This is a genomic window from Cupriavidus metallidurans CH34, from assembly GCF_000196015.1.
Taxonomy (GTDB): domain Bacteria; phylum Pseudomonadota; class Gammaproteobacteria; order Burkholderiales; family Burkholderiaceae; genus Cupriavidus; species Cupriavidus metallidurans.
Genome location: NC_007973.1, coordinates 3,225,253 through 3,247,795, shown reverse-complemented (window position 1 = coordinate 3,247,795; position 22,543 = coordinate 3,225,253). Strand labels below are relative to the sequence as shown.

Sequence of the window (22,543 nt, the reverse complement as noted above, 5' to 3'; positions counted from 1 at the left end):
CCGGGGGCTAGTGGGTCACTTCTGGGTGGAAATCAACACGCTGTTCAAGCCGGGGCTGAAGTTCGAACCCGTGTTCGACTACGAGCAGGTGCTGGTCGTGGCCAAAGACCACCCCCTGGCTTCTACGGCCTACGTGAAGCCCCAGCAGCTGACCCGGGAAGTGCTCATCAGTTACCCCGTGGACATCGAACGCCTGGACATCTACAGCCAGTTCCTGTTGCCGGCCGGCGTGACGCCCAAGCGCCACAAAGCCATCGAAACCACCGACATCATGGTGCAGATGGTGGCCAGCGGCCGCGGTGTCGCCGCGCTGCCGCGCTGGCTGGTCGAGGAATATGCGGCCAGGATGGACGTGGTGCCTGTGCGGCTGGGCGCGCGCGGTATTGCCAAGCAGATCTTCCTGGGCGCACGCGAGGCGGATACCGCCATTGACTACGTGCGGGCCTTCGTCGAACTGGCCCGCCAGCCTGCAACTGCCACCACCGCTATTGCCCAAGGAGCCAAGGGATGAACACCACCGTCGAACGCAAAGCGCTTGCGCTGCCCGGAGGCCACGACAAGGTGCTGCTGCATTCGTGCTGCGCGCCGTGCTCAGGCGAGGTCATGGAGGCCATGCTGGCCTCGGGCATTGACTACACCATCTTTTTCTACAACCCCAACATTCATCCGCTCAAGGAATACGAGCTGCGCAAGAACGAGAACATCCGCTTCGCGGAGCAGTTCGGCGTGCCCTTCGTCGATGCGGACTACGACCGGGACAACTGGTTCGAGCGCGCCAAGGGCATGGAGCACGAGCCCGAACGCGGCGTGCGCTGCACCATGTGCTTCGACATGCGTTTCGAGCGCACGGCGCTGTATGCGCATGAGCACGGCTTTCCGGTGATCACCAGTTCCCTGGGCATCTCGCGCTGGAAGAACATGCAGCAGATCAATGACTGCGGCGTGCGTGCGGCGGCCAAGTACTCTGGCCTGATGTACTGGGAATACAACTGGCGCAAGGGCGGCGGCTCGGCGCGCATGATCGAGATCAGCAAGCGCGAGAACTTCTACCAACAGGAATACTGCGGCTGCGTCTACTCGCTGCGCGACACGAACCGCCACCGCGTGGAAAGCGGCCGCGAGCGCATCCAGCTCGGCGTGACGTTCTACGGTGACGAACAGCCCCCCAAAGATTGACGCGCCTTGCCGGGTGAGCGATGCCGCTCCATGGCTTCCAACCGACCCGATCAGCGCTGGCGGGTCGGAACTCTCCCAACAGTCGCCAGATATGGCAAGCCCCTTGCTTCATTCCGACAAGTCCAAGCCCATCGGCAACATCACCGACGCCTATTCGTTAGAGGTCAACGCGAAGGATATCTCTGCGCTGACCGCAGCGGCGCCGCGTGTATTGCCCGGGTCAACCATTTCCATTCCCTACCTGGCGAACCAGGACAACGACGCGCGACTGGCCGCAGCGCAGGCCGTTCGCGGACTCGGCTTTGAGCCCATGCCTCACCTCGCTGCACGCCGTATCGCCTCGTTCGCAAAACTGGAGTCGTTCATCCAGCGCGCGGTCGCGGAAGCCGGCGTCAAGCGTTGCTTCGTGATCGCTGGAGATCCGTCCACCCCGCTGGGGCCGTTTGCCGACAGCTCCTCACTGATCGAATCAGGCGTGTTCGAGCGCTCGGGCATTCAGATGGTCGGCGTGGGTGGCCATCCCGAGGGCCATCCGGTCATGAGCACATCTGATCGTTGGAAAGTGCTCGAACACAAGTGTCGCTGCATCGAAGGGCGCGGCATGGCGCCCTTGATCGTCACGCAATTTGCCTTCGATGCCGACATCGTGCTGGCCTGGCTGGAAGCCCTGCGCGGGCGTGGCGTCGAACATCCCGTACGCGTGGGCGTGCCGGGCCCTGCAGGCGTGGCGGTGCTGGCGCGCTATGCCGCCTTGTGTGGCGTTAGCGCATGCGCGTCGATGTTGTCCAAGTACGGCATCTCGATCAGCAAGCTGTTCGGCATAGCAGGCCCGGATCTCTTTGTGGATCGTCTGACCACCCGCCTGACCGAAGCACATGGAAAGGTGAGCCTGCATTTCTTTCCATTCGGAGGCATCGCTCAGTCCGTGAAGTGGGTAGAGCAGTACTGCTCGCGTGCCGAGCCTGAACAACCCATCGACACGGCTCCCATGTGATTACTGCGCCTCCAGCAGTCGCTTGCACTGGCATGCCCCATAGAAGCAGACCTCGTTGGGGCGAACGCTTCGAGAGCATCCTACCGCCCGCCTCAGCCTTCGCGTTGCGCAAGCGCCCCATGGGCGCGATCCCATTGGCACAGGACACACGCGGCCAACATCACCGGACGCAGGCGCAAGTGCCACATCGAAATGGATCGCCCGCATCATCGGCTTCGACGGTGCGAGCTATCGATTGGCAGATTGGGGGGGCAAACACGATAAACGCCCTTCTCGAACTGCCTTCTGTAGGAAGATGGTGATAGACCGAAACTTTGATGATGCGACTTTGCTCGCTGAGACATCCTTACGTTTGCCACTGCAAAGCGCCTATGTGGCACCTAGCTCGCAAATCAGCAAGGATGCGTAGCGACCAAAATATGGACTAACCTGTTATTCCATAAGACCTTTTACGGAACTGTCCGTCTACATCAAAGACTTGACAGCGGACATTTTTCATGCCCGCGTGATCTCGCTGCTTGTGAGGTTAGTATGCGCACACATATCGATAACATGTTGAAACAATTGAAGAAAACTGGCGGGCAAAGGCGCGGGGATTGATTAATGATGGACATGCGCGTAACCTTACGCCTTTGAATGCGGGCGTTCGCCTGAAGCGTGCGCCGGGCCTGCGAGGGGTGATTAACAGGTGCCGGAGTGACCCGCAAATAACATTTCGCCAACTTTTCGATAACGTGGGTTCCCGGATTTTGTCGAGTCAGTCGCAGCGGCAGTCACATTGGCAGTCCCTGAGCCTGGCCCGAAGCCTGGGCCACGTGCTGGCGGGCGCGGCGATATCCATCGCGCTGACTTTGGCGCCGCAAGGCGCCATGGCCAGGCAGTCGCCCGACGACGTGCAGGGGGTGGTGGGAACCATCGCCGCACAGCAACTGCCCAACGAGGCACGGCAGACGCTGGAGCGTATCGAGGCCGGTGGGCCGTTCCCGTATGACAAGGACGGTTCGCGCTTTGGCAACTACGAGCGCAGCCTGCCGCAGCAATCTCGCGGGTATTACCGCGAGTACACCGTCAAGAACAGCAATAGCCGGAACCGGGGAGCCAAGCGGATCGTTTGCGGTGGTGATCAACGCGCCGCCAACGACTGTTATTACACGGAAGACCACTACAACAGCTTCAAACGGATAACCAAATGATGACTGACATTTTCGGATTGGGCGACGCCCTTGCCGCCCGCGAGGAGCGCGGCGCCGGAGATGGCTGGCAAAGGGCCCACCATCAGGCCCAGAACCTATACGACAATGTGCTGATGATGCCGCGCCAGGATCTGCCGCATCGACTTCCGCCCGCATGCGCGCCCGCCATGGTGGCTTGCGATGACAACGGCACCAATGAGGGAGCCATGAACCTGTTCAAGACGGTGCGTCCAAACATCGTCCAGTCGATCCGCGCGTTCCGCGTGCCGGAGCTGGCCCAGGCAGCCGCCGCACTGAATCAGCACTTCCTCTATGCGAACTGCGCGGATTGCGCCAGCAAGGCCGAGATCCTCGAGCGCATTGCCACCGAATTCACCTTCCCGAAGCATTTCGGCAAGAATTTCGATGCATTGTCCGATTGCCTGACGGACATGATTTACAAGGCCGGACCGCAACCGGGCTTTGTGATCGTGCTGGAAGGCCTGCCGATCGCGCAGAAGTTCGACAAGGAAGCGCGCGAGGTACTGCTCGACGTGTTCCGCGATGCCGCCGAGTTCTGGGGCGAGCGCAAGGTGCAGTTCCGGGTGTTCTACTCGTTCGCCTGAACGGATCTGGCGGTGCTCCAGGCGCACGATCGGCGCCGTGTTCCGGTCAAAAAAATGCCCGCTGTAAAAGCGGGCATTTTTGTTTGCGGTGCCGATGTTACGCAGCCGGCGGTACCGCTCCATGCGGCGTCAGCCGGTCGATCACCTCGGGCAGGCCTTCGCTGAGGCTTGAAGCCACGTCGTCGGCCGACAGCCCGGTTTTCTCCGCGAGCGACTGGAGCGCACCCGTACCGCCCAGCGCGGAAGACAAATCCGACGCGCTCACGGCCTGGTTCGCGCCCGTGCCAATCCACGAATCGACCTGTTGACCCAGACCCGCTTGCGCCAGGACGTCTCGCAAGGCGCCGATGCCGCCTGCGGCGGCACCCATTGCTTGCGCCGAATCGCCCGCGCCGCCTTGACCGCCAAGCAGGCCGCCGAGCAGCGAGCCGAGATCCAGTCCACCCGCGGCCGAGGCACCGCCACCGGCAGCGCCAGCGCCACCAAGCAATCCGCCCAGCACGCCACCAAGTCCACCGAGGCCGCCCAGGCCACCGGCACCCGCATCCGCACCGGCGGACGCCGCGCCACCGTCTGCCTCCTGACCTTTGTGGCGCATTGCCATCATCGCCAGCAGGCCCAGCGCCATCATCATCTTGGGATTCAGGCCGCCTCCGGCCTGTTCGCCGTGCTGGCCGCCGCCCAGTTGGCCGAGCACACCGCCCAGCACGCTATCGAGTAGTCCCATGTTTGACTCCTTCTAGGTCAAAACCCGCCAAGGATGGCGTTCAGTGTCGCCAGGCAGGTCAGCCCGGCGGTTTCCGTTCGCAGAATGCGCGGTCCCAATGACACGCCGATAAAACCGGCTCGGCGTGCGCGATCTTCTTCTTCCGGCGACAAGCCGCCCTCGGGCCCGATCAGCAACGTCACGCCGCCGGCGCGCCATGCCTCGCGCTCGGCTTGCGCCAGTTCGGGCAGCGATGCCGATGCGCGTGGCGAGAGCGCCAGCCTTGCAGCAGTGGCCGGCACGCTGGTCAGCCATGACTCCAAGTTAGCCACGGGCGCCAACGCCGGCAAGCGATTACGGCCGCATTGTTCGCAGGCGGCCTCGATCAGTGCCTGCCAGTGCGCCTGGCGCTTGGTGGCGCGCTCGCCGGAAAGCCGGACGACGGATCTGGCAGCCTGAAGTGGCTGGATGGCGGATACACCGAGTTCCACTGCCTTCTCGATCAGCCAGTCCATCTTGTCGCCCCCGGCAAGCCCCTGGGCGAGCGTGACGGCGAACGGGGTTTCGGCTTCCGAGGCGTCGTGGGTGCCAAGCGTCGCACTAGCGTGGCGCTTGCCGATCTCGGTCAGCGTGGCCGGGTGGCTCCCGCCCTGACCGTTGAACAGGGTGATGGCGTCACCGGGCGCCAGGCGCAACACCTGGACATGGCGCACGACGGCGTCGGGTAATTCCAATACGGTGTCCGCGGCGAGCGCCGCATCGACAAAAAATCTGGGTGGCATCAGGGAGTGGGTTTGGAATCCGGGGTCTTGGGCAGCGGCGTCGCAAAGCCCCAGCGGTAGCCATCGGGATCTTCGACCATGCAGTACCGGTCGCCCCAGAACTGGTCGGCAGGCGGCGTGACGCTTGCGGCGCCGGCGGCCAAGGCCCTTTGGTACATCGCATCCACGTCGCCGCAGTAGACATAGAACGTTTGCGGGGCTTCCACGCCTAGCGACCGGGGTGTGCGTGCCGTGCTGCCCCACGCGCCCTCGGGCGCAAACATGACCACCAGTTGGCCTTCGTAATGCATCTCGGCGTGCATGGGCACGCCGTTTTCATCGACGACATGGCCGGCCGCAAAGCCGAAAGCCCGCGCATAGAAATCCAGTGCGGCGCGACCGCTGGCGACCGTCAGATAGGGCGTAAGCCAGGGCGTGTTGGGCGGTCTGGACATGATGATCTCCCGGATGGAACGAATCTCGTCCCCGCGCTGCGTGGCGCGAGGCGCGTCCGTGCATGTTACGCGGGACGGCTGCCGCTGTCGAAGATCGCCTGCACGTGCCGCGGATGGACGAACAGGGCAGGGTGCAGGTACGCGTGATAGGCCCGCAGCTTGTGTTCGAGTTGCCACTGCTGCAGACGCGTTGCGATCTTGTCAGCGGGCTGCGCGGCGATATCGAGCGCGTCGCTGGCCAGCGCAATGCCCCACAGCGCGCCATAGGCCGGGACGAAGGTCGTCAGTGGCGCGACATGCCGGAACACATGCCGTAGCCGTGCCAGCAGCCGCCGCGCCGTTTCCGGCCGATGCAGCGGGGGCCCCAGGTGCAGCGACATCGCGCCGCCGGGCGCCAGGCAGCGGCGCGCGGTATGCAGGCCATGCGGGGAGAACAGGGCGGCGGCGGGGCTGCCGTCGTCAGCTTCGGTCAGGTCATAGACGATCAGGTCGAACTGGCGTCCGGCGCGCGCGAAGGCTTCCATCAGGCCGAGTCCTTCGCCGATCGCCAGGCTCAGGCGCGGGTCGCCTGGTTCGTCGAGCGCGCCCTGGTGGATGCCGCGCAACCACTCGCGCGCCAGCCGCACCACCTCGCCGTCGAGTTCGGCCACCACTACCTCTCGCATGGTGGGGATACGCAGCAGTTCGAATGCCGATCCGCCGTCGCCGCCGCCCACCACCAGCGCGCTGCGCGGCGCGCCATGGGTGGCCGCCATTGGGGCCACCATCAGCTCGTGCTGGATCCAGGCGTCGGCTTCGGTGCTCATCACGCGGCCATCGAGCCGGAAGATCCGGCCAAAATGTGCGCTTTCCCCGATTTCTATCTGCTGATAGGGGCTGCACGCGGCCGCTAGCAATGTGATTTCGCCTAGCGTGGTGCCGACGCCGGGTATCAACCATTCGGTCCAGGCCTGAGTCCCCCTTCGGAGTGCCGGATCCGTCCCGGGAATTCCCCCTGCTTCTGCTAAAATTGCGGTTTTCCCGCCGTCAGGTTCTCGCATGTCTGCCCTCGCCCATCCCGCCACAAGTCCTTACGCCAACCAACCCGTCAAACTGATGGCGGATGCCATCCGCGTGCTTGCCATGGACGCTGTCCAGCAAGCCAACTCCGGTCACCCCGGTGCGCCGATGGGTATGGCCGATATGGCCGTGGCGCTGTGGGGCCGGCATCTGAAGCATAACCCCGTCAATCCGCACTGGCCTGACCGCGACCGCTTCGTGCTGTCCAACGGCCACGGATCGATGCTGATCTACGCGCTGCTGCACCTGACCGGCTATGACCTGCCGATCGAGGAACTGAAGAACTTCCGCCAGTTGCACAGCAAGACCGCCGGCCACCCGGAGTATGGCATTACCCCGGGCGTGGAAACCACGACCGGCCCGCTGGGCCAGGGCATCACCAATGCCGTCGGCATGGCGCTGGCCGAGCGCCTGCTGGGCGAGGAATTCAACCGCCCGGGTTTCGACATCGTCAACCACCACACGTACGTGTTCATGGGCGATGGCTGCCTGATGGAAGGCATCAGCCATGAAGCCTGCTCGCTGGCCGGCACGCTCAAGCTGAACAAGCTGATCGGCTTCTGGGATGACAACGGCATCTCCATCGATGGCGACGTGGTGCACTGGTTTGCCGACGATACGCCGAAGCGTTTCGAAGCCTATGGCTGGAACGTGATCCGCGCCGTGGACGGCCACGACGTGGCTGCCGTCGACAACGCCATCGCGCTGGCCAAGGCCAGCGACAAGCCGACCCTGATCTGCTGCCGCACCGTCATCGGCAAGGGTGCGCCGAACAAGGCCGGCGGCCACGACGTGCATGGCGCGCCGCTGGGCGGCGCCGAAGTGCTGGCCACCCGCGAAGCGCTGGGCTGGACCCACGCCCCGTTCGAAGTGCCGCAGGACGCGTACCTCGCCTGGGACGCGAAGCCGAACGGCCACGCGCTGGAAAAGGCCTGGGACGCACTGTTCGACGCCTACGCCGAAGTGCATCCGTACGAAGCCGGTGAGTTCAAGCGCCGCGTGCGCGGCGAGCTGCCGGGCGCGTTCGATGCGGCCGTGGACGCCTACATCGCCAAGTGCGAGGAGAAGGCCGAGACGATCGCTACCCGCAAGGCCAGCCAGAACTCGATCGAGGCACTGGCGCCGGTACTGCCGGAACTGCTGGGCGGCTCGGCCGACCTGACCGGTTCGAACCTGACCAACTGGTCGGGCACGCAGGCCGTTCGCTTCGACTCGTGGGGCAACCACATCAACTACGGTGTGCGTGAGTTCGGCATGAGCGCGATCATGAACGGCATCGCGCTGCATGGTGGCTACATCCCCTACGGCGCCACGTTCCTGACGTTCTCGGACTACAGTCGCAACGCGTTGCGCATGGCCGCGCTGATGAAGATCCGCTCGCTGTTTGTGTTCACGCATGATTCGATCGGCCTGGGCGAAGACGGTCCGACCCACCAGTCGATCGAGCACGTGGCCAGCCTGCGTCTGATCCCGAACATGGATGTCTGGCGTACCGCCGACACCACCGAGACTGCAGTGGCCTGGGCGCAGTCGATCCGCCGCGAGAACGGTCCGAGCTGCCTGATTTTCAGCCGCCAGAACTTGCCGTTCCAGAAGCGTGACGATGTCACGCGCGCCAATATCGCGCGCGGTGGCTACGTGCTGCGCGATGGCACGAATCCGCGCAAGAAGCGCCCGGATGCCGTGATTATCGCCACCGGCTCGGAAGTCGGCCTGGCCGTGGGCGCCGCCGATGCGCTGGCCGTGGAAGGCGTGCACGTGCGCGTGGTGTCGGTTCCGTCGACCTCCGTCTTTGACAAGCAGGACGCCGCCTACAAGGCCAGCGTGCTGCCGGCAGGCGTGCCGCGCATCGCCGTGGAAGCGGGCGTCACCGATTTCTGGTGGAAGTACCAGGTTCAGGCCGTCGTCGGTATCGACACGTTCGGCGAATCGGCCCCGGCAGGCGTGCTGTTCAAGCACTTCGGCTTCACCGTGGAAAACGTGGCCGATACGGTGCGCGCCACGCTCGCCCAGTAATTCTCGCCAGCGCGGTATGCCGGCGCGAGGCGCCGGCTGCGGCGCCGGCCCCAGCTTTATCGCGATTGCACTCTAGGAGATAGACATGACCATCAAGATCGGCATCAACGGCTTTGGCCGCATCGGGCGCATGGTGTTCCGCGCCGCCGCCGCGAACTTCAAGGACATTGAAGTCGTCGCCATCAACGACCTGCTGGAACCGGACTACCTGGCGTACATGCTGAAGTACGACTCGGTCCACGGCCGCTTCGACGGCGAAGTGTCGGTGGAAGGCAACACGCTCGTGGTCAACGGCAAGAAGATCCGCCTGACCGCCGTCAAGGATCCGTCCGAGCTGAAGTGGGGCGAAGTCGGCGCCGACGTGGTGATCGAGTCGACCGGCATCTTCCTGACGAAGGAAGGCGCGCAGAAGCACATCGACGCGGGCGCCAAGAAGGTGATCATGTCGGCCCCGTCGAAGGACGACACCCCGATGTTCGTGTTCGGCGTGAACCACGAGACGTACAAGGGCGAAGCGATCATCTCGAACGCAAGCTGCACGACCAACTGCCTGGCCCCGGTGGCAAAGGTCCTGAACGACAAGTGGGGCATCAAGCGCGGCCTGATGACGACCGTGCACGCTGCCACCGCCACGCAGAAGACCGTGGATGGTCCGTCGAACAAGGACTGGCGCGGTGGCCGTGGCATCCTGGAAAACATCATCCCGTCGTCGACTGGCGCCGCCAAGGCCGTTGGCGTGGTGATTCCGCAGCTGAACAAGAAGCTGACCGGTATGTCGTTCCGCGTGCCGACCTCGGACGTTTCGGTGGTCGACCTGACCGTCGAACTGGAAAACCCGGCCAAGTACGAAGAAATCTGCGCCGAGATGAAGGCCCAGAGCCAGGGCGCGCTGAAGGGCGTGCTGGGCTACACCGAAGACAAGGTTGTGGCCACGGACTTCCGCGGTGATGCCCGCACCTCGATTTTCGATGCTGAAGCCGGTATCGCGCTGGACGGCACGTTCATCAAGGTCGTGAGCTGGTACGACAACGAGTGGGGCTATTCGAACAAGTGCCTGGAAATGGCACGCGTCGTGGCCAAGTAAGCCATCCTCGCTGAACAAAAAACGCGCCCTCGGGCGCGTTTTTTGTTGCTCAGGCGGCAGGTGGGGTGACTGGTGGCGTTAGCGGCCGCGCATCGATAGCATCGCCATCGACGAGGAAGTGGCCACCCGCGACATGGTGGATCGTGCGCAGGTCGTCTTGGCCGGTAAAGTGCCAGCGGCCATTGCTGAAGACGCGGCCGTCGGCGTGGGCTGCGACCACTTCGCCGAGAAACAGATCGTAGCTGTTCTGGATCGCGGGTTCGGGCAATAGCCTGCATTCCAGCCACGCCGCGCAGCCTTCGAGCAGCGGAGCGCCGATCACGCTGCCAGCGAAGGTCTGCAAGCCGTACGCGGCGAACTTGTCGATGCCTTGCTTTTCCGTCAGGGCCCGTCCCGAACTGGAGCCCAGTGCCTGCGTGATATCGACCTGGGCGGCGGTGGGAACCTGCAACGCGAATTCGCCGCTTGCTTCAAGCAACTGGCGCGTCCAGGTGGACTTGTCCAGCACCACGGCCACCTTCGGCGGCGCGAAATCGAGCGGCATGGCCCATGCCGCCGCCATGATATTGCGTTGTCCATTGTGCGCGGCACTGACCAGAACGGTCGGACCGTGATTCAGCAGGCGATAGGCTTTGGCGAGATCAACGTCGAGTCGGTGGGAAGCCATGGTTTGATCTGAAACAAGACGGGGCGGGCTGCGAGGCAGAATTGGGACGCCTTCAGGCACTATAGCGGGTCATGGAATTCAATGAACGGCGATTTTTGACATTATCTGTCTCAAAGCTGTCAAAAATCCGCGAAAGTTCGCGTTCAGTAATGCGAGAAATGCTGAATTTGCTTTTCGCTCCTGTTATTTTCTCTTACACTCGGAAGGATCTATTAATGTCTGATGTGCAGCCAGTGAAAGTGGTGGGGCCATCGAAGCGTAAGACATAACAAACCGGGCCTGATCATGGTGAACGTGGATACCAAGCTGCTCGTGATCTTCACCGAGTTGCTCAGCAAGCGTAACGCCACTTATGTGGCGGAAAAGATGCACATGACCGCGCCGGCCGTTTCTCACTCGCTCGGCCGACTGCGCGAAATCTTCGACGATCCCCTTTTCATTCGGGTGCCTCATGGTCTCACGCCAACGCCGCGCGCGCTGGAACTGGGCCCGAAGATCCGGGACATGCTCGACCTCTGGTCGTCGATCAACGAGGGGGATGCCGATAATTTCGATCCGGCCATCGCCACCGGCACGCTGAATATCGGTTTTGCCGCCGAACTTGGTGACACGGTTTTCAACCGCTTTGTCCTGCGCATCAAGCAACTGGCTCCGGACCTGCATATCCGCCTGGTCGAATCGCATTCGTGGGAAGCCGACGTCGCGTCGATGCGTGCAAACGAACTCGATCTGGCCTTTTCGCCGTTCCCGACCCGCCATCCCGAAATCGTTGAGGAAGTGGTGACGTCGCTGAACCTGTGGGTTTGCGCACGCAAGAATCATCCGCTCCTGAAGAACGATTGCACGCTCGAGCAATACCTCGACTGCAGCCATATCTTTATGGCGCATTCCGGTGGCGCGGGCCGTCCGGCACCGGCACTGATTCCGTTGGACTACGCGCTGCAGCAGCGGGGCCTGAAGCGGAATGCCACGCTGACCGTTCATTCGTGGCGCGCCCAGGCCGAACTGGCTTCCCAGACCGACATGATCTTCACGGTCAACGCGCTGACCAAGGACATGGCCTGTGAAACGTATGGCCTGAAGGCCTACCCGCTGCCGGCGGAGCTCAATACGATGCTGGGCCTGAATATGTTCTGGCACCGCAGCCGCAATACCCATCCGATGCTGGTTTGGGCACGTGGTCTCTTCCGTCAGGTGGTTGGCGAGTTTCTGGGCCTGCCTGCGGCAGCCGCTGCCGTGCCGCGTAGCCTGCGCGTCGTGGCCGAGCAGGATCTGACGCAGGAATAACGCTGTGTCGACCCAATAAAAAACCGGCGCCTTGGCGCCGGTTTTTTATTGCCTGCTGCTGGGCGGGTACCGCAGCGGGGTTATCGTCTCGGTCTGTGGGGGCAATCGTCCTTGGTGCAGTTGCCATAGAGCGACAGGGCATGTTCCTGTAGTGCAAAGCCGCGCTCGCGGGCGATGCTCTGTTGCCGCTGTTCGATATCAGCATCGAAAAATTCCTCGACGCGCCCGCAATCCAGGCACACCAGGTGATCGTGGTGCTTGCCTTCGTTCAGTTCGAAAATCGCCTTGCCCGACTCGAAGTTGTTCCGCGAGAGCAGGCCAGCCTGTTCGAACTGCGTGAGAACGCGATAGACCGTGGCGAGGCCGATATCCATATGCTCGTTGAGCAGGATGCGATAGACATCTTCCGCGCTTAGATGGCGCTGTTCGCTGGTCTGGAAGATCTCAAGGATCTTCAGGCGGGGGACGGTCGCCTTGAGGCCGATATTTTTGAGGTCCGCCGGACTCGGCATGGGCGTGACTCCCTAGAGTACAATGTCTGGATAGTTGAATCATAAGGGTTTTGGCGGCAAATGTCGCCCCGGTGCCATGACGCGTACACGCCGCTCTCCGCGGAGTGACCAGAATGCGCCTGGCCGTGCCGGATGCCTCCGCAGTCTTTGGGGTGTGCCGGTGCCGGTATCTACCCATTCCCGTCTGGAAGCGAGATACATGCGTTCATTCCGTTCGTCCGCCATGCGCCCCGCGCTGGTGTCTTCCCTGCTGGCGGCGGCACTGCTGGCCGGTGCCTGTTCCGCCTACGACAGCACCTCGCGCAAGGTGGCCGATGCCATCACGCCGTATCGGATCAACATCGTCCAGGGCAACTTCGTGTCGCGCGAGGCCGTGTCGCAATTGCGCGAAGGCATGACGCGCGATCAGGTGCGCTTCCTGCTCGGCACCCCGCTGCTGACGGACGTCTTTCACGCGGATCGATGGGACTATTACTTCTCTTTCCGTCGCGGCAGCCGGCCGGTCGTGCAATCGCGCCAGTTCACCGTGTACTTCGAGGGTGACAAGCTTGTGCGGTGGGTGGGCAACGAGTTGCCGTCCGAATACGAGCTTATCGCCGAAATTGACGGCATGAAGGCGGCGCAGAAGAATCAGACGCCAGGCAAGATTGTCTTTGGCGGCGAGCCAGCGCCAGCATCCGCGCCGGCGGCAATGCCGGCATCGGCGCCGGCTGCCATGCCCGTCGCGGCAGCGAGCGAACCGGCAGCCGCGCCGGCAGCCGTGGCACCTGCTGCCGCCGAGGCAGCTCAGCAAAAGCCGGCCGAGGCGCCAGCCAGCGCGGCTTCGGACGTTCCGGCCAAACCTGCCAGCTAAACGCGGCGGCGAGTCCATTTCAGACACCCAAGCCGTCCGGTCGAATGCCGGACGGTTTTCATTCCGACATACCCAATCATGAAAATCGCCATTGCAGGGGCTTCCGGCCGCATGGGTCGCATGTTGATCGAAACGGTGCTCAATACCGACGGCGTGACGCTGGCCGGCGCGCTCGACGTGCCAGGTGCTGCGGCGCTGGGCCAGGATGCCGGGCTGTTTCTGGGCCGCGAGACGGGCATCAAGATCTCCTCTGACATCGAGGCCGTGCTCTCGGCCGCCGATTGCCTGATTGATTTCACCCGCCCCGAGGGCACGCTGGCGCACCTGGCGGTGGCCAAGCGCCTCGGCAAGAAGATGGTGATTGGTACCACCGGTTTCGATGCCGCCGGCAAGCAGGCACTGGCCGATGCCGCCAAGTCGATCGGCGTGGTGTTTGCCGCGAACATGAGCGTCGGCGTCAATGCCACGTTCAAGCTGCTGGAAGTGGCGGCCAAGCTGCTTTCCACGGGCTACGACATCGAGATCATCGAAGCGCACCATCGCCACAAGGTCGACGCGCCGTCGGGCACGGCGCTGGCGATGGGCGAAGTGGTCGCCAAGGCCATCGGCCGCGATCTCGACGAATGCGCGGTCTACGCGCGCGAAGGCCATACTGGCCCGCGCGACGCGAAGTCGATTGGCTTCGCGACGGTCCGTGGCGGCGATATCGTCGGCGATCACACGGTGATGTTCGCCGGCATCGGCGAGCGCATCGAGATCAGCCACAAGTCGTCCAGCCGCCAGTCGTATGCCGATGGTGCTGTGCGTGCGGCGCGTTTCCTGGCCGACAAGCCGAGCGGCATGTTTGACATGCAGGATGTGCTGGGCCTGAAGTAAGCCCGCAAGCACGCCCGGCGCGGCCCAGAGGCGGGCCGTTCCAGCCTTTCCGTGCGAGCCGTGGCGGACATACGCCACGGTTATAATCGTCTCTTTCGCATTTCCGATCCCCCCGGTCGCCCGGCGCGCCAGTCGCCCGCGGACCGCTGCCCAGACCGTCGTCCCGACCATGCAAGACAAATATCTTCCGTCCGCCGTTGAACAAGCCGCCCAGCAGCACTGGAAAGCGATCGATGCCTACAAGGTGTCGGAGCACGCGGTCGGGCCCGACGGCAAGGAAAAGTCCAAGTTCTACGCCTGTTCGATGCTGCCCTACCCGTCGGGCAAGCTCCACATGGGCCACGTGCGCAACTACACGATCAACGACGTGATGGCGCGCTACCTGCGCATGAACGGCCGTAACGTGCTGATGCCGATGGGCTGGGATGCGTTCGGGATGCCGGCGGAGAACGCCGCGCTGAACAACGGCGTGGCACCGGCCGCCTGGACCTACGACAACATCGCTTACATGAAGAAGCAGATGCAGTCGATGGGCCTGGCGATCGACTGGTCGCGCGAAGTGGCGACCTGCAGCCCCGAGTACTACCGCTGGAACCAGTGGCTGTTCCTGAAGATGCTGGAAAAGGGCATCGCCTATCGCAAGACCGGTACCGTGAACTGGGATCCGGTGGACCAGACCGTGCTGGCCAACGAGCAGGTTATCGACGGCCGTGGCTGGCGTTCGGGCGCAGTGGTCGAAAAGCGTGAAATCCCGATGTACTACCTGCGCATCACCGATTACGCGCAGGAATTGCTTGGCGACCTCGAAGGCCTCGGCTGGCCCGAGCGCGTCAAGATCATGCAGCAGAACTGGATCGGCCGCAGTGAAGGTGTGCGATTCGCCTTCCCGCATGAGATCAAGGGCGCGGATGGCAAGCTGATCAACGACGGCAAGCTCTACGTGTTCACCACGCGTGCCGACACGATTATGGGCGTGACGTTCTGCGCCGTGGCCGCCGAGCATCCGCTGGCCACGCACGCCGCCGAAAGCAACCCGGCGCTGGCCGCGTTCATCGAGGAATGCAAGCACGGTTCCGTCATGGAAGCCGACATGGCGACCATGGAGAAGAAGGGGATGCCGACCGGCCTCAAGGTCACGCACCCGCTGACCGGCGAACAGGTCGACGTCTGGGTCGGCAACTACGTGCTGATGACCTATGGCGACGGCGCCGTGATGGGCGTGCCGGCTCATGACGAGCGCGACTTCGCGTTTGCGCTCAAGTACAACCTGCCGATCAAGCAGGTCATCGACGTCAAGGGTCAGGCCTATTCGACCGACGCGTGGCTCGAGTGGTACGGCGACAAGGAACACGGCCTCTGCATCCATAGCGGCAAGTACGACGGTCTCGGCTACAAGGCCGCCGTCGACGCCATCGCCGCCGATCTGGCCGCCAAGGGCCTGGGCGAGAAGAAGGTGACCTGGCGCCTGCGCGACTGGGGCATCTCGCGCCAGCGTTACTGGGGCACGCCGATTCCGCTGATCCACTGCGACAGCTGCGGTGTGGTGCCGGTGCCGGAGAAGGATCTGCCGGTGGTGCTGCCCGAGGACCTCGTGCCGGACGGCACGGGCAACCCGCTGGCCAAGGACCCGCGTTTCCTGGAGTGCACCTGCCCGTCGTGCGGCAAGCCGGCGCGCCGCGAGACCGATACGATGGATACGTTCATCGACTCGTGCTGGTATTACATGCGCTATACGTGCCCCGACGCTGGCACGATGGTCGATGCGCGCAACGATTACTGGATGCCGATGGACCAGTACATCGGCGGTATCGAACACGCGATTCTGCACCTGTTGTACGCACGCTTCTGGACCAAGGTCATGCGCGACATGGGCCTGGTCAAGTTCGACGAGCCGTTCACGAACCTGCTCACGCAGGGTATGGTGCTCAACGAGACGTTCTATCGCGAGGACGCCTCCGGCAAGAAGACCTGGTACAACCCGGCCGATGTGGACGTGCAGACCGACGAGCGTGGCCGCCCGGCTGGCGCCACGGCGAAGGCCGACGGTCAGCCGGTGGTGATTGGCGGCATCGAGAAGATGTCGAAGTCGAAGAACAACGGCATCGACCCGCAAGCGCTGATCGACCAGTACGGCGCCGATACCGCACGCCTGTTCGTGATGTTCGCCGCGCCGCCAGAGCAGCAACTCGAATGGAGCGGTTCGGGCGTGGAGGGCGCGTCGCGCTTCCTGCGCCGTGTGTGGAACTACGGCTACGCGAACGCCCAGGCGATCCGCGATGGCGCCGGCACCGCGCCGACGGCCGATGACGCCGCGCTGCGCCGCGAGATCCACACCGTGCTCAAGCAGGCCAACTACGATTACGAGCGCATCCAGTACAACACCGTGGTGTCCGCCACGATGAAGATGCTGAACGCGCTGGAAGATGCGAAGACCGCTTCGCCGGCCGGGCGCCGTGAAGGCTTCAGCGTGCTGCTGCGCGTGCTGTACCCGGTGGTGCCGCACATCGCCCACGGGCTGTGGCAGGAACTCGGCTACGCCGCTGAGACGGTCGACATTCTCGACGCCGCATGGCCGCAAGTCGACGAAGCCGCGCTGGTGCGCAGCGAGATCGAACTGGTGCTGCAGGTCAACGGCAAGGTGCGTGGCAGCCTGACGGTGCCGGCCGATGCTGACCGCGCCGCGATCGAGGCCACCGCGGCCGCCAGCGAGATCGTGGCCAAGTTCGCCGCCGGTGCCGCACCGAAGAAGATCGTGGTGGTGCCGGGCCGTCTCGTCAACGTCGTGCTCTGAAGCACGCGGACTGGAATCAGCAGACAGGGATAACGAATGGATCGACCGAACATGGGACGCCGCGGTTTCTTCGCCATCGGCGCCGCGGCAGCGGCGGCGGCATTGCTGGGTGGCTGCGGCTTCCATATGCGCGGTAACGCCGATTTTGCGTTCAAGCGGCTCTACATCGGCATTCCCGCGAATTCGCTGATGGGTGCGGATTTGCGCCGCAACATCCGCAATGGCTCGGACACGCAGATCGTTACCGACCCGAAGGAAGCGGACGCACTGCTCGACGTGCTGGCCGATACGCGGGCCAAGTCGATCCTCTCGATTACCACCGAGGGTGTGGTGCGGGAATACCGTCTGACCTACCGCTTTACCTTCCGCCTGCGCGATGCCAGTGGCAAGGAGCTGATCCCACCGTCGACGCTGCTGCTGACGCGCGACCTGACGTACAACGAAGCCAACACGCTGGCCAAGGATTACGAAGAGCAGCAGCTCTATCGCGACATGCAGCGCGATGTTGTGAATCAGCTCATGCGCCGGCTGGCCTCGGTCAAGACGATCTGACGCGCCGGGTATCGGCGCGACTCAGGCCGACACAGGAAACATAGGGCGACAATGCAGCTCAAGCTCGACGGACTCGAGGCACATCTGAGGCAGGCGCAGGCCAAGGGCCTGGCGCCGCTTTACGTCGTTCACGGCGACGAGCACCTGCTGGTGCTGGAGGCGGTAGATCGCCTGCGCCGCGCTGCGCGAGAGGCCGGTTTCTCCGAACGCGACGTGCTGGTGGCCGAACGTGGCTTCCAGTGGGGGCAGGTCATCGAGGCCCAGCAGTCGATGTCGCTGTTCGGCGACCGCAAGATCGTCGAGTTGCGTATTCCATCGGGCAAGCCGGGCAAGGACGGCGGCGAGGCGTTGCGCGCCGTGGCCGCCCAGCCGTCGCCGGATGTGGTGATGCTGGTCACACTGCCGCGCCTGGATTTCGCCACGACGAAATCGGCCTGGTTCCAGGCATTGGAGTCGGCGGGGGTGTCGATCAAGGTCGATGCCGTGGACCGCACGCGGCTGCCCGCCTGGGTGGGCGAACGACTCGGCCTGCAGCAGCAGCGGGTGGAGCCGGGCGAGCCAGGGCGGCGCGCGCTGCAGTTCATCGCCGAAAAGGTCGAGGGCAACCTGCTGGCCGCGCATCAGGAAATCCAGAAGCTCGGCCTGCTTTATCCGCCCGGCGCGCTGACCTTCGACCAGGTTCAGGACGCGGTGCTGAACGTGGCCCGCTACGACGTGTTCAAACTGTCCGAAGCCATGCTCGGCGGCGACGTGCCGCGCCTGGTGCGTATGCTCGAAGGGCTGCGTGGCGAGGGCGAGGCTACGGTGCTGGTGCTGTGGGCGCTGACCGAGGAAATTCGCGTATTATCCAAGGTCCGGCAAGGCTTGGCGGGCGGCAAGCCGGCGGGCGTGCTGATGCGCGAACTGCGCGTCTGGGGCCCGCGCGAGCGGCTCGTACCACAGGCCGCGCAACGGCTGTCGATGCCGCAACTGGAAGCCGCGCTTGCCATGGCCGCGCGGCTGGACCGGCAGGTCAAGGGCCTGTCCGACCTGCCAGGCGCTGGCGGAGCGGCCGGTGCGTTACCAGCCGAGCCATGGGACGGCCTGATGCAGCTTGCGCTGATGATCGCCAGACCCGCATGAGGCCTCCGGGCCCCCGGGGTCCGGACAGGTGACCGGACCACCGAACCAGAACAATCGCCGGCAGCCGCGCCGGCGCATCGACATCGCGGCACTCATAGCAGACCGGGCACAGGCCCGGACACCATCATGACCGAGTTCGATCTCCACGCTTACATGACCCGCGTTGGCCAGCAGGCCCGCGCGGCATCGCGCGCCATGGCGCGCGCTTCCACGGCCGACAAGAACCGTGCGCTGCTGACGATTGCCGCGGCCATCCGCCGCGATGCGGACAAGCTCAAGGCCGTCAACGCCCGCGACGTCGAACGCGCCCGCACCAACGGCCAGGACGCCGCCTTCATTGATCGCCTGACACTGTCGGACAAGGCGATCGCCACGATGGCAGCCGGCCTCGAGCAGATAGCCGCGCTGGCGGACCCGATCGGCGAAATCTCGAACATGAAGTTCCGTCCCACCGGCATTCAGGTGGGCCAGATGCGCGTGCCGCTCGGCGTGATCGGCATCATCTATGAATCGCGTCCGAACGTGACCATCGATGCGGCGGCGCTGTGCCTGAAGTCGGGCAACTCTACGATTTTGCGTGGCGGCTCCGAGGCGATCGAATCGAATACCGCCCTGGCCGCGCTCGTGGCCGAGGGACTGGCCGCGGCGGGGCTGCCCTCCGAAGCCGTGCAGGTGATCGAAACCACGGATCGCGCCGCGGTTGGTCGCCTGATCACGATGACCGAGTATGTCGACGTGATCGTGCCGCGCGGCGGCAAGAGCCTGATCGCCCGCTTGATGGAAGAGGCGCGCGTGCCGATGATCAAGCACCTGGACGGCATCTGCCACGTCTATATCGATGACGACGCCGACCTGGAAAAGGCCGTGCGCGTGTGCGACAACGCCAAGACGCAGCGCTACGCACCGTGCAACACGATGGAAACGCTGCTCGTGTCGCGCGAGATAGCTGCGAAGGCGCTGCCGCCGCTGTGCCGTATCTACCAGGAAAAAGGTGTCGAGTTGCGCGTCTGCCCGGCAACGCGCGCCACGCTGGAAGCCGCCGGCTTCTCGGGCCTGGTCGACGCCACCGAGGAGGACTGGCGTCTCGAGTACCTGGCGCCGGTGCTGGCGATCCGCACGGTGGACGGACTGGACGCCGCCATCGCGCACATCAACACCTACGGGTCGGCGCATACCGATTCGATCATCACCGAGAACTACACCACCGGGATGCGTTTTCTGCGTGAAGTCGATTCGGCCAGCGTGATGATCAATGCCTCGACGCGCTTTGCCGACGGCTTCGAGTACGGCCTCGGCGCGGAGATCGGCATCTCCAACGACAAGCTCCACGCTCGCGGCCCGGTGGGCCTGGAGGGGCTGACCTCGCTCAAGTACGTCGTGTTCGGTCACGGCGAGATTCGTACGTAACCGGAGGCGGATCAGCACATGCTCTGGGTCAAGGCGTTCCATATCCTGTTCGTGACTTCGTGGTTCGCGGGGTTGTTCTACCTGCCGCGCATTTTCGTCAATCTGGCGATGGAGACCGATGCGGCCAGCGTGAAACGCCTGCTGCTGATGGCGCGCAAGCTGTTCCGCTTCATGACGATGCTGGCCGTTCCGGCTGTCGTATTCGGCCTCTGGCTGTTCCTGGGCTATGGCATCGGCCGTGGCGCGGGGCAGGGGTGGATGCATGCCAAGCTGGCGCTGGTGCTGGTGCTGATCGGCTACCACCACGGTTGCGGCGTGCTCCTGCGCAAATTCGAACGCGGCGCCAACACGCGCTCGCACACCTTCTACCGCTGGTTCAACGAACTGCCGGTGCTGGTATTGCTGGCGGTTGTCATCCTGGTTGTCGTAAAGCCGTTTTAAGCTGACGTTCCAATCCGTTCTACCGTGAGGTCGTGATGAGCAAGCAGGTCGAGTATTTTCTGGCGCCGCCTTCCCCGTTTGTCTATCTGGGGCACGCGCGCTTTGTCGAGATTGCCAACCGTCACAAGGCCCAGGTGCTGCTGAAGCCCTGCGATATCGGCAAGGTTTTCGCGGTGTCGGGCGGCCTGCCACTGGCGCAGCGCCCGCCACAGCGTCAGGCTTACCGGCTGGTCGAACTGGAACGCTGGAGCAAGTTCCTTGGCATCCCGCTCAACTTGCACCCAACGTTCTTCCCGGTTTCAGGTGATACCGCGGCACGCCTGATCATCGCCGCCCAACTGGCCAACGGCACGGCGCGCGCGCTGGAACTGACCGGCGCGATCTCGCGCGCGGTGTGGGCCGAGCAGCGCAATATCGCCGATGCCGCCACGCTTTCGCTAATCGCCGAGGAATGCGGTCTCGACGGCGCGAGCCTGCTCAAGGCCAGCGAGGGGCAGGCGGTGCAGGCCGCATATGCGCAGAACACCCAGGACGCTATCTCCGCCAACGTGTTCGGCGCGCCGTGGTTCGTTTATGACGGCCAGCCATACTGGGGCCAGGACCGACTCGATTTCCTCGACCGCGCGCTCGCAGCGGGCTGATCGGGGGACGGTCACCGATACCTTCCGTCCGCCATGGCGGACGTTTTTGTTTGCAGGATTTTCACGCCATGACCCAAGCTTTCTTTGTTCCTTGCCCGCGCGGCCTGGAACCCGCCCTTGCCGAGGAACTACGCGAAATCGCGCGGTATCCGGCCGTGGTGGCCGCCGCGCCGTTCGAAGTGCATCGGGAGGTGCCGGGCGGTGTGACGTTCTCGGGGGAGATGGCGGCCGCCTATGCCGTCAACCTCCACTCGCGCATCGCCAGCCGTGTGCTGCTGCGCGTGGCGCAGCGTGGATACCGGCACGAGGACGACATCTACTCGCTGGTGCGCCAGCAGCGCTGGGAACAGTGGTTCTCGCCAGACGAGACGCTGCGTGTCGATGTCACGGCGCACAAGTCGCCGCTGCGCAGCCTGAATTTCACGGCGCTGCGCGTCAAGGACGGCGTCTGCGACGCAATGCGCGAGCGGCTGGGTGCGCGTCCCAGCGTCGATACGGTGAGCCCGGATGTCCGCATCTACGCGCACCTGACCGAAACCGATTGCACCGTCTATCTCGACACCACCGGCGAGCCGCTGTTCAAGCGCGGCTGGCGTATGGAAAAGGGCGAGGCGCCGCTCAAGGAGAACCTGGCCGCCGGCATTCTGCGTCTGGCCGGCTGGACGGCGGGTCAGACCGATCGTCCGTTCTTCGATCCGATGTGCGGCAGCGGCACGTTCCTCGTCGAGGCCGCGCAGGTGGCGCTGGGCCTCGCGCCGGGCGCCGCTCGCACATTTGCGTTCGAGTGGCTGAAGGGCTGCGACACCAAGGCATGGCAGGCGCTGCGTGCCGATGCACAGCGCGCGCGTGAGCAAGCTGCCGGCCGCGTCACGAATCTGAAGATCGCCGGGTCGGATATTTCCACGGACATGCTGTCGATGACCCAGGCCAACTGGCAACGCGCCGGCCTGCCGGGCGATGTGCAACTGAAACAGGTGGATGCGCGCTTCGTCCAGCCGCCTTTTGCCGACGCAGGGCTAATGCTGATGAACCCGCCCTACGGCGAGCGGATTGCCGTGCGTGGCGATCGCCGGGGAGCCATGGAGGACGCGCCACGCGACGAGGCCGAGGAAGCCGCCGCCAACCAGTTCGCCGCGGCGTTTGCGACGACGCTGAAGCAGAGTTTCTCGGGCTGGCAGGCGTGGGTATTCACTGGCGATCTGACGATGCCGAAGCGACTACGCCTGAAAGAATCGCGCCGCACGCCGCTCTACAACGGCAATATCGAGTGCAGGTTGTTCCGGTTCGATATGGTGCGGGGCGGGAATCGGGAACAGAAGAAGGATTGAGCGATGGCTCTAAGCCT

Annotated in this window: 22 protein-coding genes and 2 pseudogenes; 17 read left to right on the top strand and 7 right to left on the bottom strand. The window is 64.1% G+C overall.

Annotated elements, in window-relative coordinates:
• Nucleotides 1-40: 40 nt before the first annotated feature.
• From RMET_RS14985 to RMET_RS14965, 5 genes and pseudogenes are all read left to right on the top strand, one after another.
• A pseudogene (locus tag RMET_RS14985) lies at nt 41-511 on the top strand (LysR substrate-binding domain-containing protein); the annotation flags it as partial.
• A complete protein-coding gene (locus RMET_RS14980; protein ID WP_003056085.1) occupies nt 508-1,176 on the top strand; it encodes an epoxyqueuosine reductase QueH in 669 nt (222 codons plus the stop codon). The pseudogene RMET_RS14985 and the gene RMET_RS14980, both read left to right, overlap by 4 nt.
• A 103-nt stretch (nt 1,177-1,279) precedes the next feature.
• Nucleotides 1,280-2,170 (top strand): methylenetetrahydrofolate reductase, encoded by an 891-nt coding sequence (locus RMET_RS14975; protein WP_227472608.1) that lies wholly within the window; start codon nt 1,280-1,282, stop codon nt 2,168-2,170.
• An 815-nt stretch (nt 2,171-2,985) separates the two neighbouring features.
• Complete coding sequence (locus RMET_RS14970) at nt 2,986-3,363, top strand: guanyl-specific ribonuclease (protein WP_017511794.1); 378 nt, start codon at nt 2,986-2,988, stop codon at nt 3,361-3,363.
• Nucleotides 3,360-3,968: a barstar family protein gene (locus RMET_RS14965; RefSeq protein WP_011517519.1), complete on the top strand. Its 609-nt coding sequence runs from the start codon at nt 3,360-3,362 to the stop codon at nt 3,966-3,968. The genes RMET_RS14970 and RMET_RS14965 overlap by 4 nt, the downstream gene beginning before the upstream one ends.
• A 97-nt stretch (nt 3,969-4,065) precedes the next feature.
• On the opposite strand, the gene RMET_RS14960 is transcribed toward RMET_RS14965, so the two are convergent.
• The 5 genes and pseudogenes from RMET_RS14960 to RMET_RS34595 form a co-directional block, all read right to left on the bottom strand.
• A complete protein-coding gene (locus RMET_RS14960; RefSeq protein WP_011517518.1) occupies nt 4,066-4,695 on the bottom strand; it encodes a YidB family protein in 630 nt (209 codons plus the stop codon).
• Between the two features lie 17 nt (nt 4,696-4,712).
• Nucleotides 4,713-5,456, bottom strand: coding sequence for a 16S rRNA (uracil(1498)-N(3))-methyltransferase (locus tag RMET_RS14955; protein WP_011517517.1), 744 nt, complete (start codon nt 5,454-5,456; stop codon nt 4,713-4,715).
• Entirely contained in the window at nt 5,456-5,890 is a 435-nt protein-coding gene (locus RMET_RS14950; protein ID WP_011517516.1) for a VOC family protein, read from the bottom strand. Before RMET_RS14950 ends, RMET_RS14955 begins: the two co-directional genes overlap by 1 nt.
• A 65-nt stretch (nt 5,891-5,955) precedes the next feature.
• On the bottom strand, nt 5,956-6,696 hold the full coding sequence (locus RMET_RS14945) for a spermine/spermidine synthase domain-containing protein (RefSeq protein ID WP_445707569.1): 741 nt from the start codon (nt 6,694-6,696) through the stop codon (nt 5,956-5,958).
• Nucleotides 6,697-6,930, bottom strand: a pseudogene (locus RMET_RS34595) (spermidine synthase); the annotation flags it as partial. It abuts the gene before it with no gap.
• Here RMET_RS34595 and tkt point away from each other — a divergent pair.
• Nucleotides 6,929-8,965: a transketolase gene (tkt, locus tag RMET_RS14940; protein ID WP_029307166.1), complete on the top strand. Its 2,037-nt coding sequence runs from the start codon at nt 6,929-6,931 to the stop codon at nt 8,963-8,965. The pseudogene RMET_RS34595 and the gene tkt sit on opposite strands and share 2 nt — an antisense overlap.
• Nucleotides 8,966-9,050: 85 nt before the next feature.
• Nucleotides 9,051-10,049 (top strand): type I glyceraldehyde-3-phosphate dehydrogenase, encoded by a 999-nt coding sequence (gene gap, locus RMET_RS14935; protein WP_008648578.1) that lies wholly within the window; start codon nt 9,051-9,053, stop codon nt 10,047-10,049.
• A 49-nt stretch (nt 10,050-10,098) separates the two neighbouring features.
• Here the strand turns inward: gap and RMET_RS14930 are convergent, their stop codons facing one another.
• Nucleotides 10,099-10,716 carry a flavin reductase family protein gene (locus RMET_RS14930; protein ID WP_011517513.1) on the bottom strand — a complete coding sequence of 206 codons (618 nt, stop codon included), beginning with the start codon at nt 10,714-10,716 and terminating at the stop codon, nt 10,099-10,101.
• 285 nt (nt 10,717-11,001) lie between these two features.
• On the opposite strand from RMET_RS14930, the gene RMET_RS14925 reads away from it, so the two are divergent.
• On the top strand, nt 11,002-12,003 hold the full coding sequence (locus tag RMET_RS14925) for a LysR family transcriptional regulator (protein ID WP_011517511.1): 1,002 nt from the start codon (nt 11,002-11,004) through the stop codon (nt 12,001-12,003).
• 80 nt (nt 12,004-12,083) lie between these two features.
• Here RMET_RS14925 and fur read toward each other — a convergent pair whose 3' ends face one another.
• Nucleotides 12,084-12,515 (bottom strand): ferric iron uptake transcriptional regulator, encoded by a 432-nt coding sequence (gene fur, locus RMET_RS14920; protein WP_008648581.1) that lies wholly within the window; start codon nt 12,513-12,515, stop codon nt 12,084-12,086.
• A 199-nt stretch (nt 12,516-12,714) separates the two neighbouring features.
• On the opposite strand from fur, the gene RMET_RS14915 reads away from it, so the two are divergent.
• The 9 genes from RMET_RS14915 to RMET_RS14875 all read left to right on the top strand — a co-directional run bounded on the left by RMET_RS14915 (nt 12,715) and on the right by RMET_RS14875 (nt 22,526).
• Nucleotides 12,715-13,368 carry an outer membrane protein assembly factor BamE gene (locus RMET_RS14915; protein ID WP_029307167.1) on the top strand — a complete coding sequence of 218 codons (654 nt, stop codon included), beginning with the start codon at nt 12,715-12,717 and terminating at the stop codon, nt 13,366-13,368.
• A 78-nt stretch (nt 13,369-13,446) separates the two neighbouring features.
• On the top strand, nt 13,447-14,244 hold the full coding sequence (dapB, locus tag RMET_RS14910; protein ID WP_011517509.1) for a 4-hydroxy-tetrahydrodipicolinate reductase: 798 nt from the start codon (nt 13,447-13,449) through the stop codon (nt 14,242-14,244).
• A 169-nt stretch (nt 14,245-14,413) separates the two neighbouring features.
• Nucleotides 14,414-17,035 carry a leucine--tRNA ligase gene (gene leuS, locus RMET_RS14905; RefSeq protein ID WP_011517508.1) on the top strand — a complete coding sequence of 874 codons (2,622 nt, stop codon included), beginning with the start codon at nt 14,414-14,416 and terminating at the stop codon, nt 17,033-17,035.
• Between the two features lie 36 nt (nt 17,036-17,071).
• The gene (locus tag RMET_RS14900; protein WP_008641875.1) at nt 17,072-17,587 is read left to right on the top strand and encodes an LPS-assembly lipoprotein LptE; all 516 of its coding nucleotides are present in this window, start codon (nt 17,072-17,074) and stop codon (nt 17,585-17,587) included.
• Between the two features lie 51 nt (nt 17,588-17,638).
• Complete coding sequence (gene holA / locus RMET_RS14895) at nt 17,639-18,709, top strand: DNA polymerase III subunit delta (RefSeq protein WP_011517507.1); 1,071 nt, start codon at nt 17,639-17,641, stop codon at nt 18,707-18,709.
• A 126-nt stretch (nt 18,710-18,835) separates the two neighbouring features.
• Nucleotides 18,836-20,116 carry a glutamate-5-semialdehyde dehydrogenase gene (locus tag RMET_RS14890; RefSeq protein WP_011517506.1) on the top strand — a complete coding sequence of 427 codons (1,281 nt, stop codon included), beginning with the start codon at nt 18,836-18,838 and terminating at the stop codon, nt 20,114-20,116.
• Nucleotides 20,117-20,134: 18 nt separating this feature from the next.
• The gene (locus RMET_RS14885; RefSeq protein ID WP_011517505.1) at nt 20,135-20,557 is read left to right on the top strand and encodes a CopD family protein; all 423 of its coding nucleotides are present in this window, start codon (nt 20,135-20,137) and stop codon (nt 20,555-20,557) included.
• Nucleotides 20,558-20,592: 35 nt separating this feature from the next.
• A complete protein-coding gene (locus tag RMET_RS14880; protein WP_011517504.1) occupies nt 20,593-21,198 on the top strand; it encodes a 2-hydroxychromene-2-carboxylate isomerase in 606 nt (201 codons plus the stop codon).
• 68 nt (nt 21,199-21,266) lie between these two features.
• Complete coding sequence (locus RMET_RS14875; protein ID WP_011517503.1) at nt 21,267-22,526, top strand: THUMP domain-containing class I SAM-dependent RNA methyltransferase; 1,260 nt, start codon at nt 21,267-21,269, stop codon at nt 22,524-22,526.
• Nucleotides 22,527-22,543: the final 17 nt, after the last annotated feature.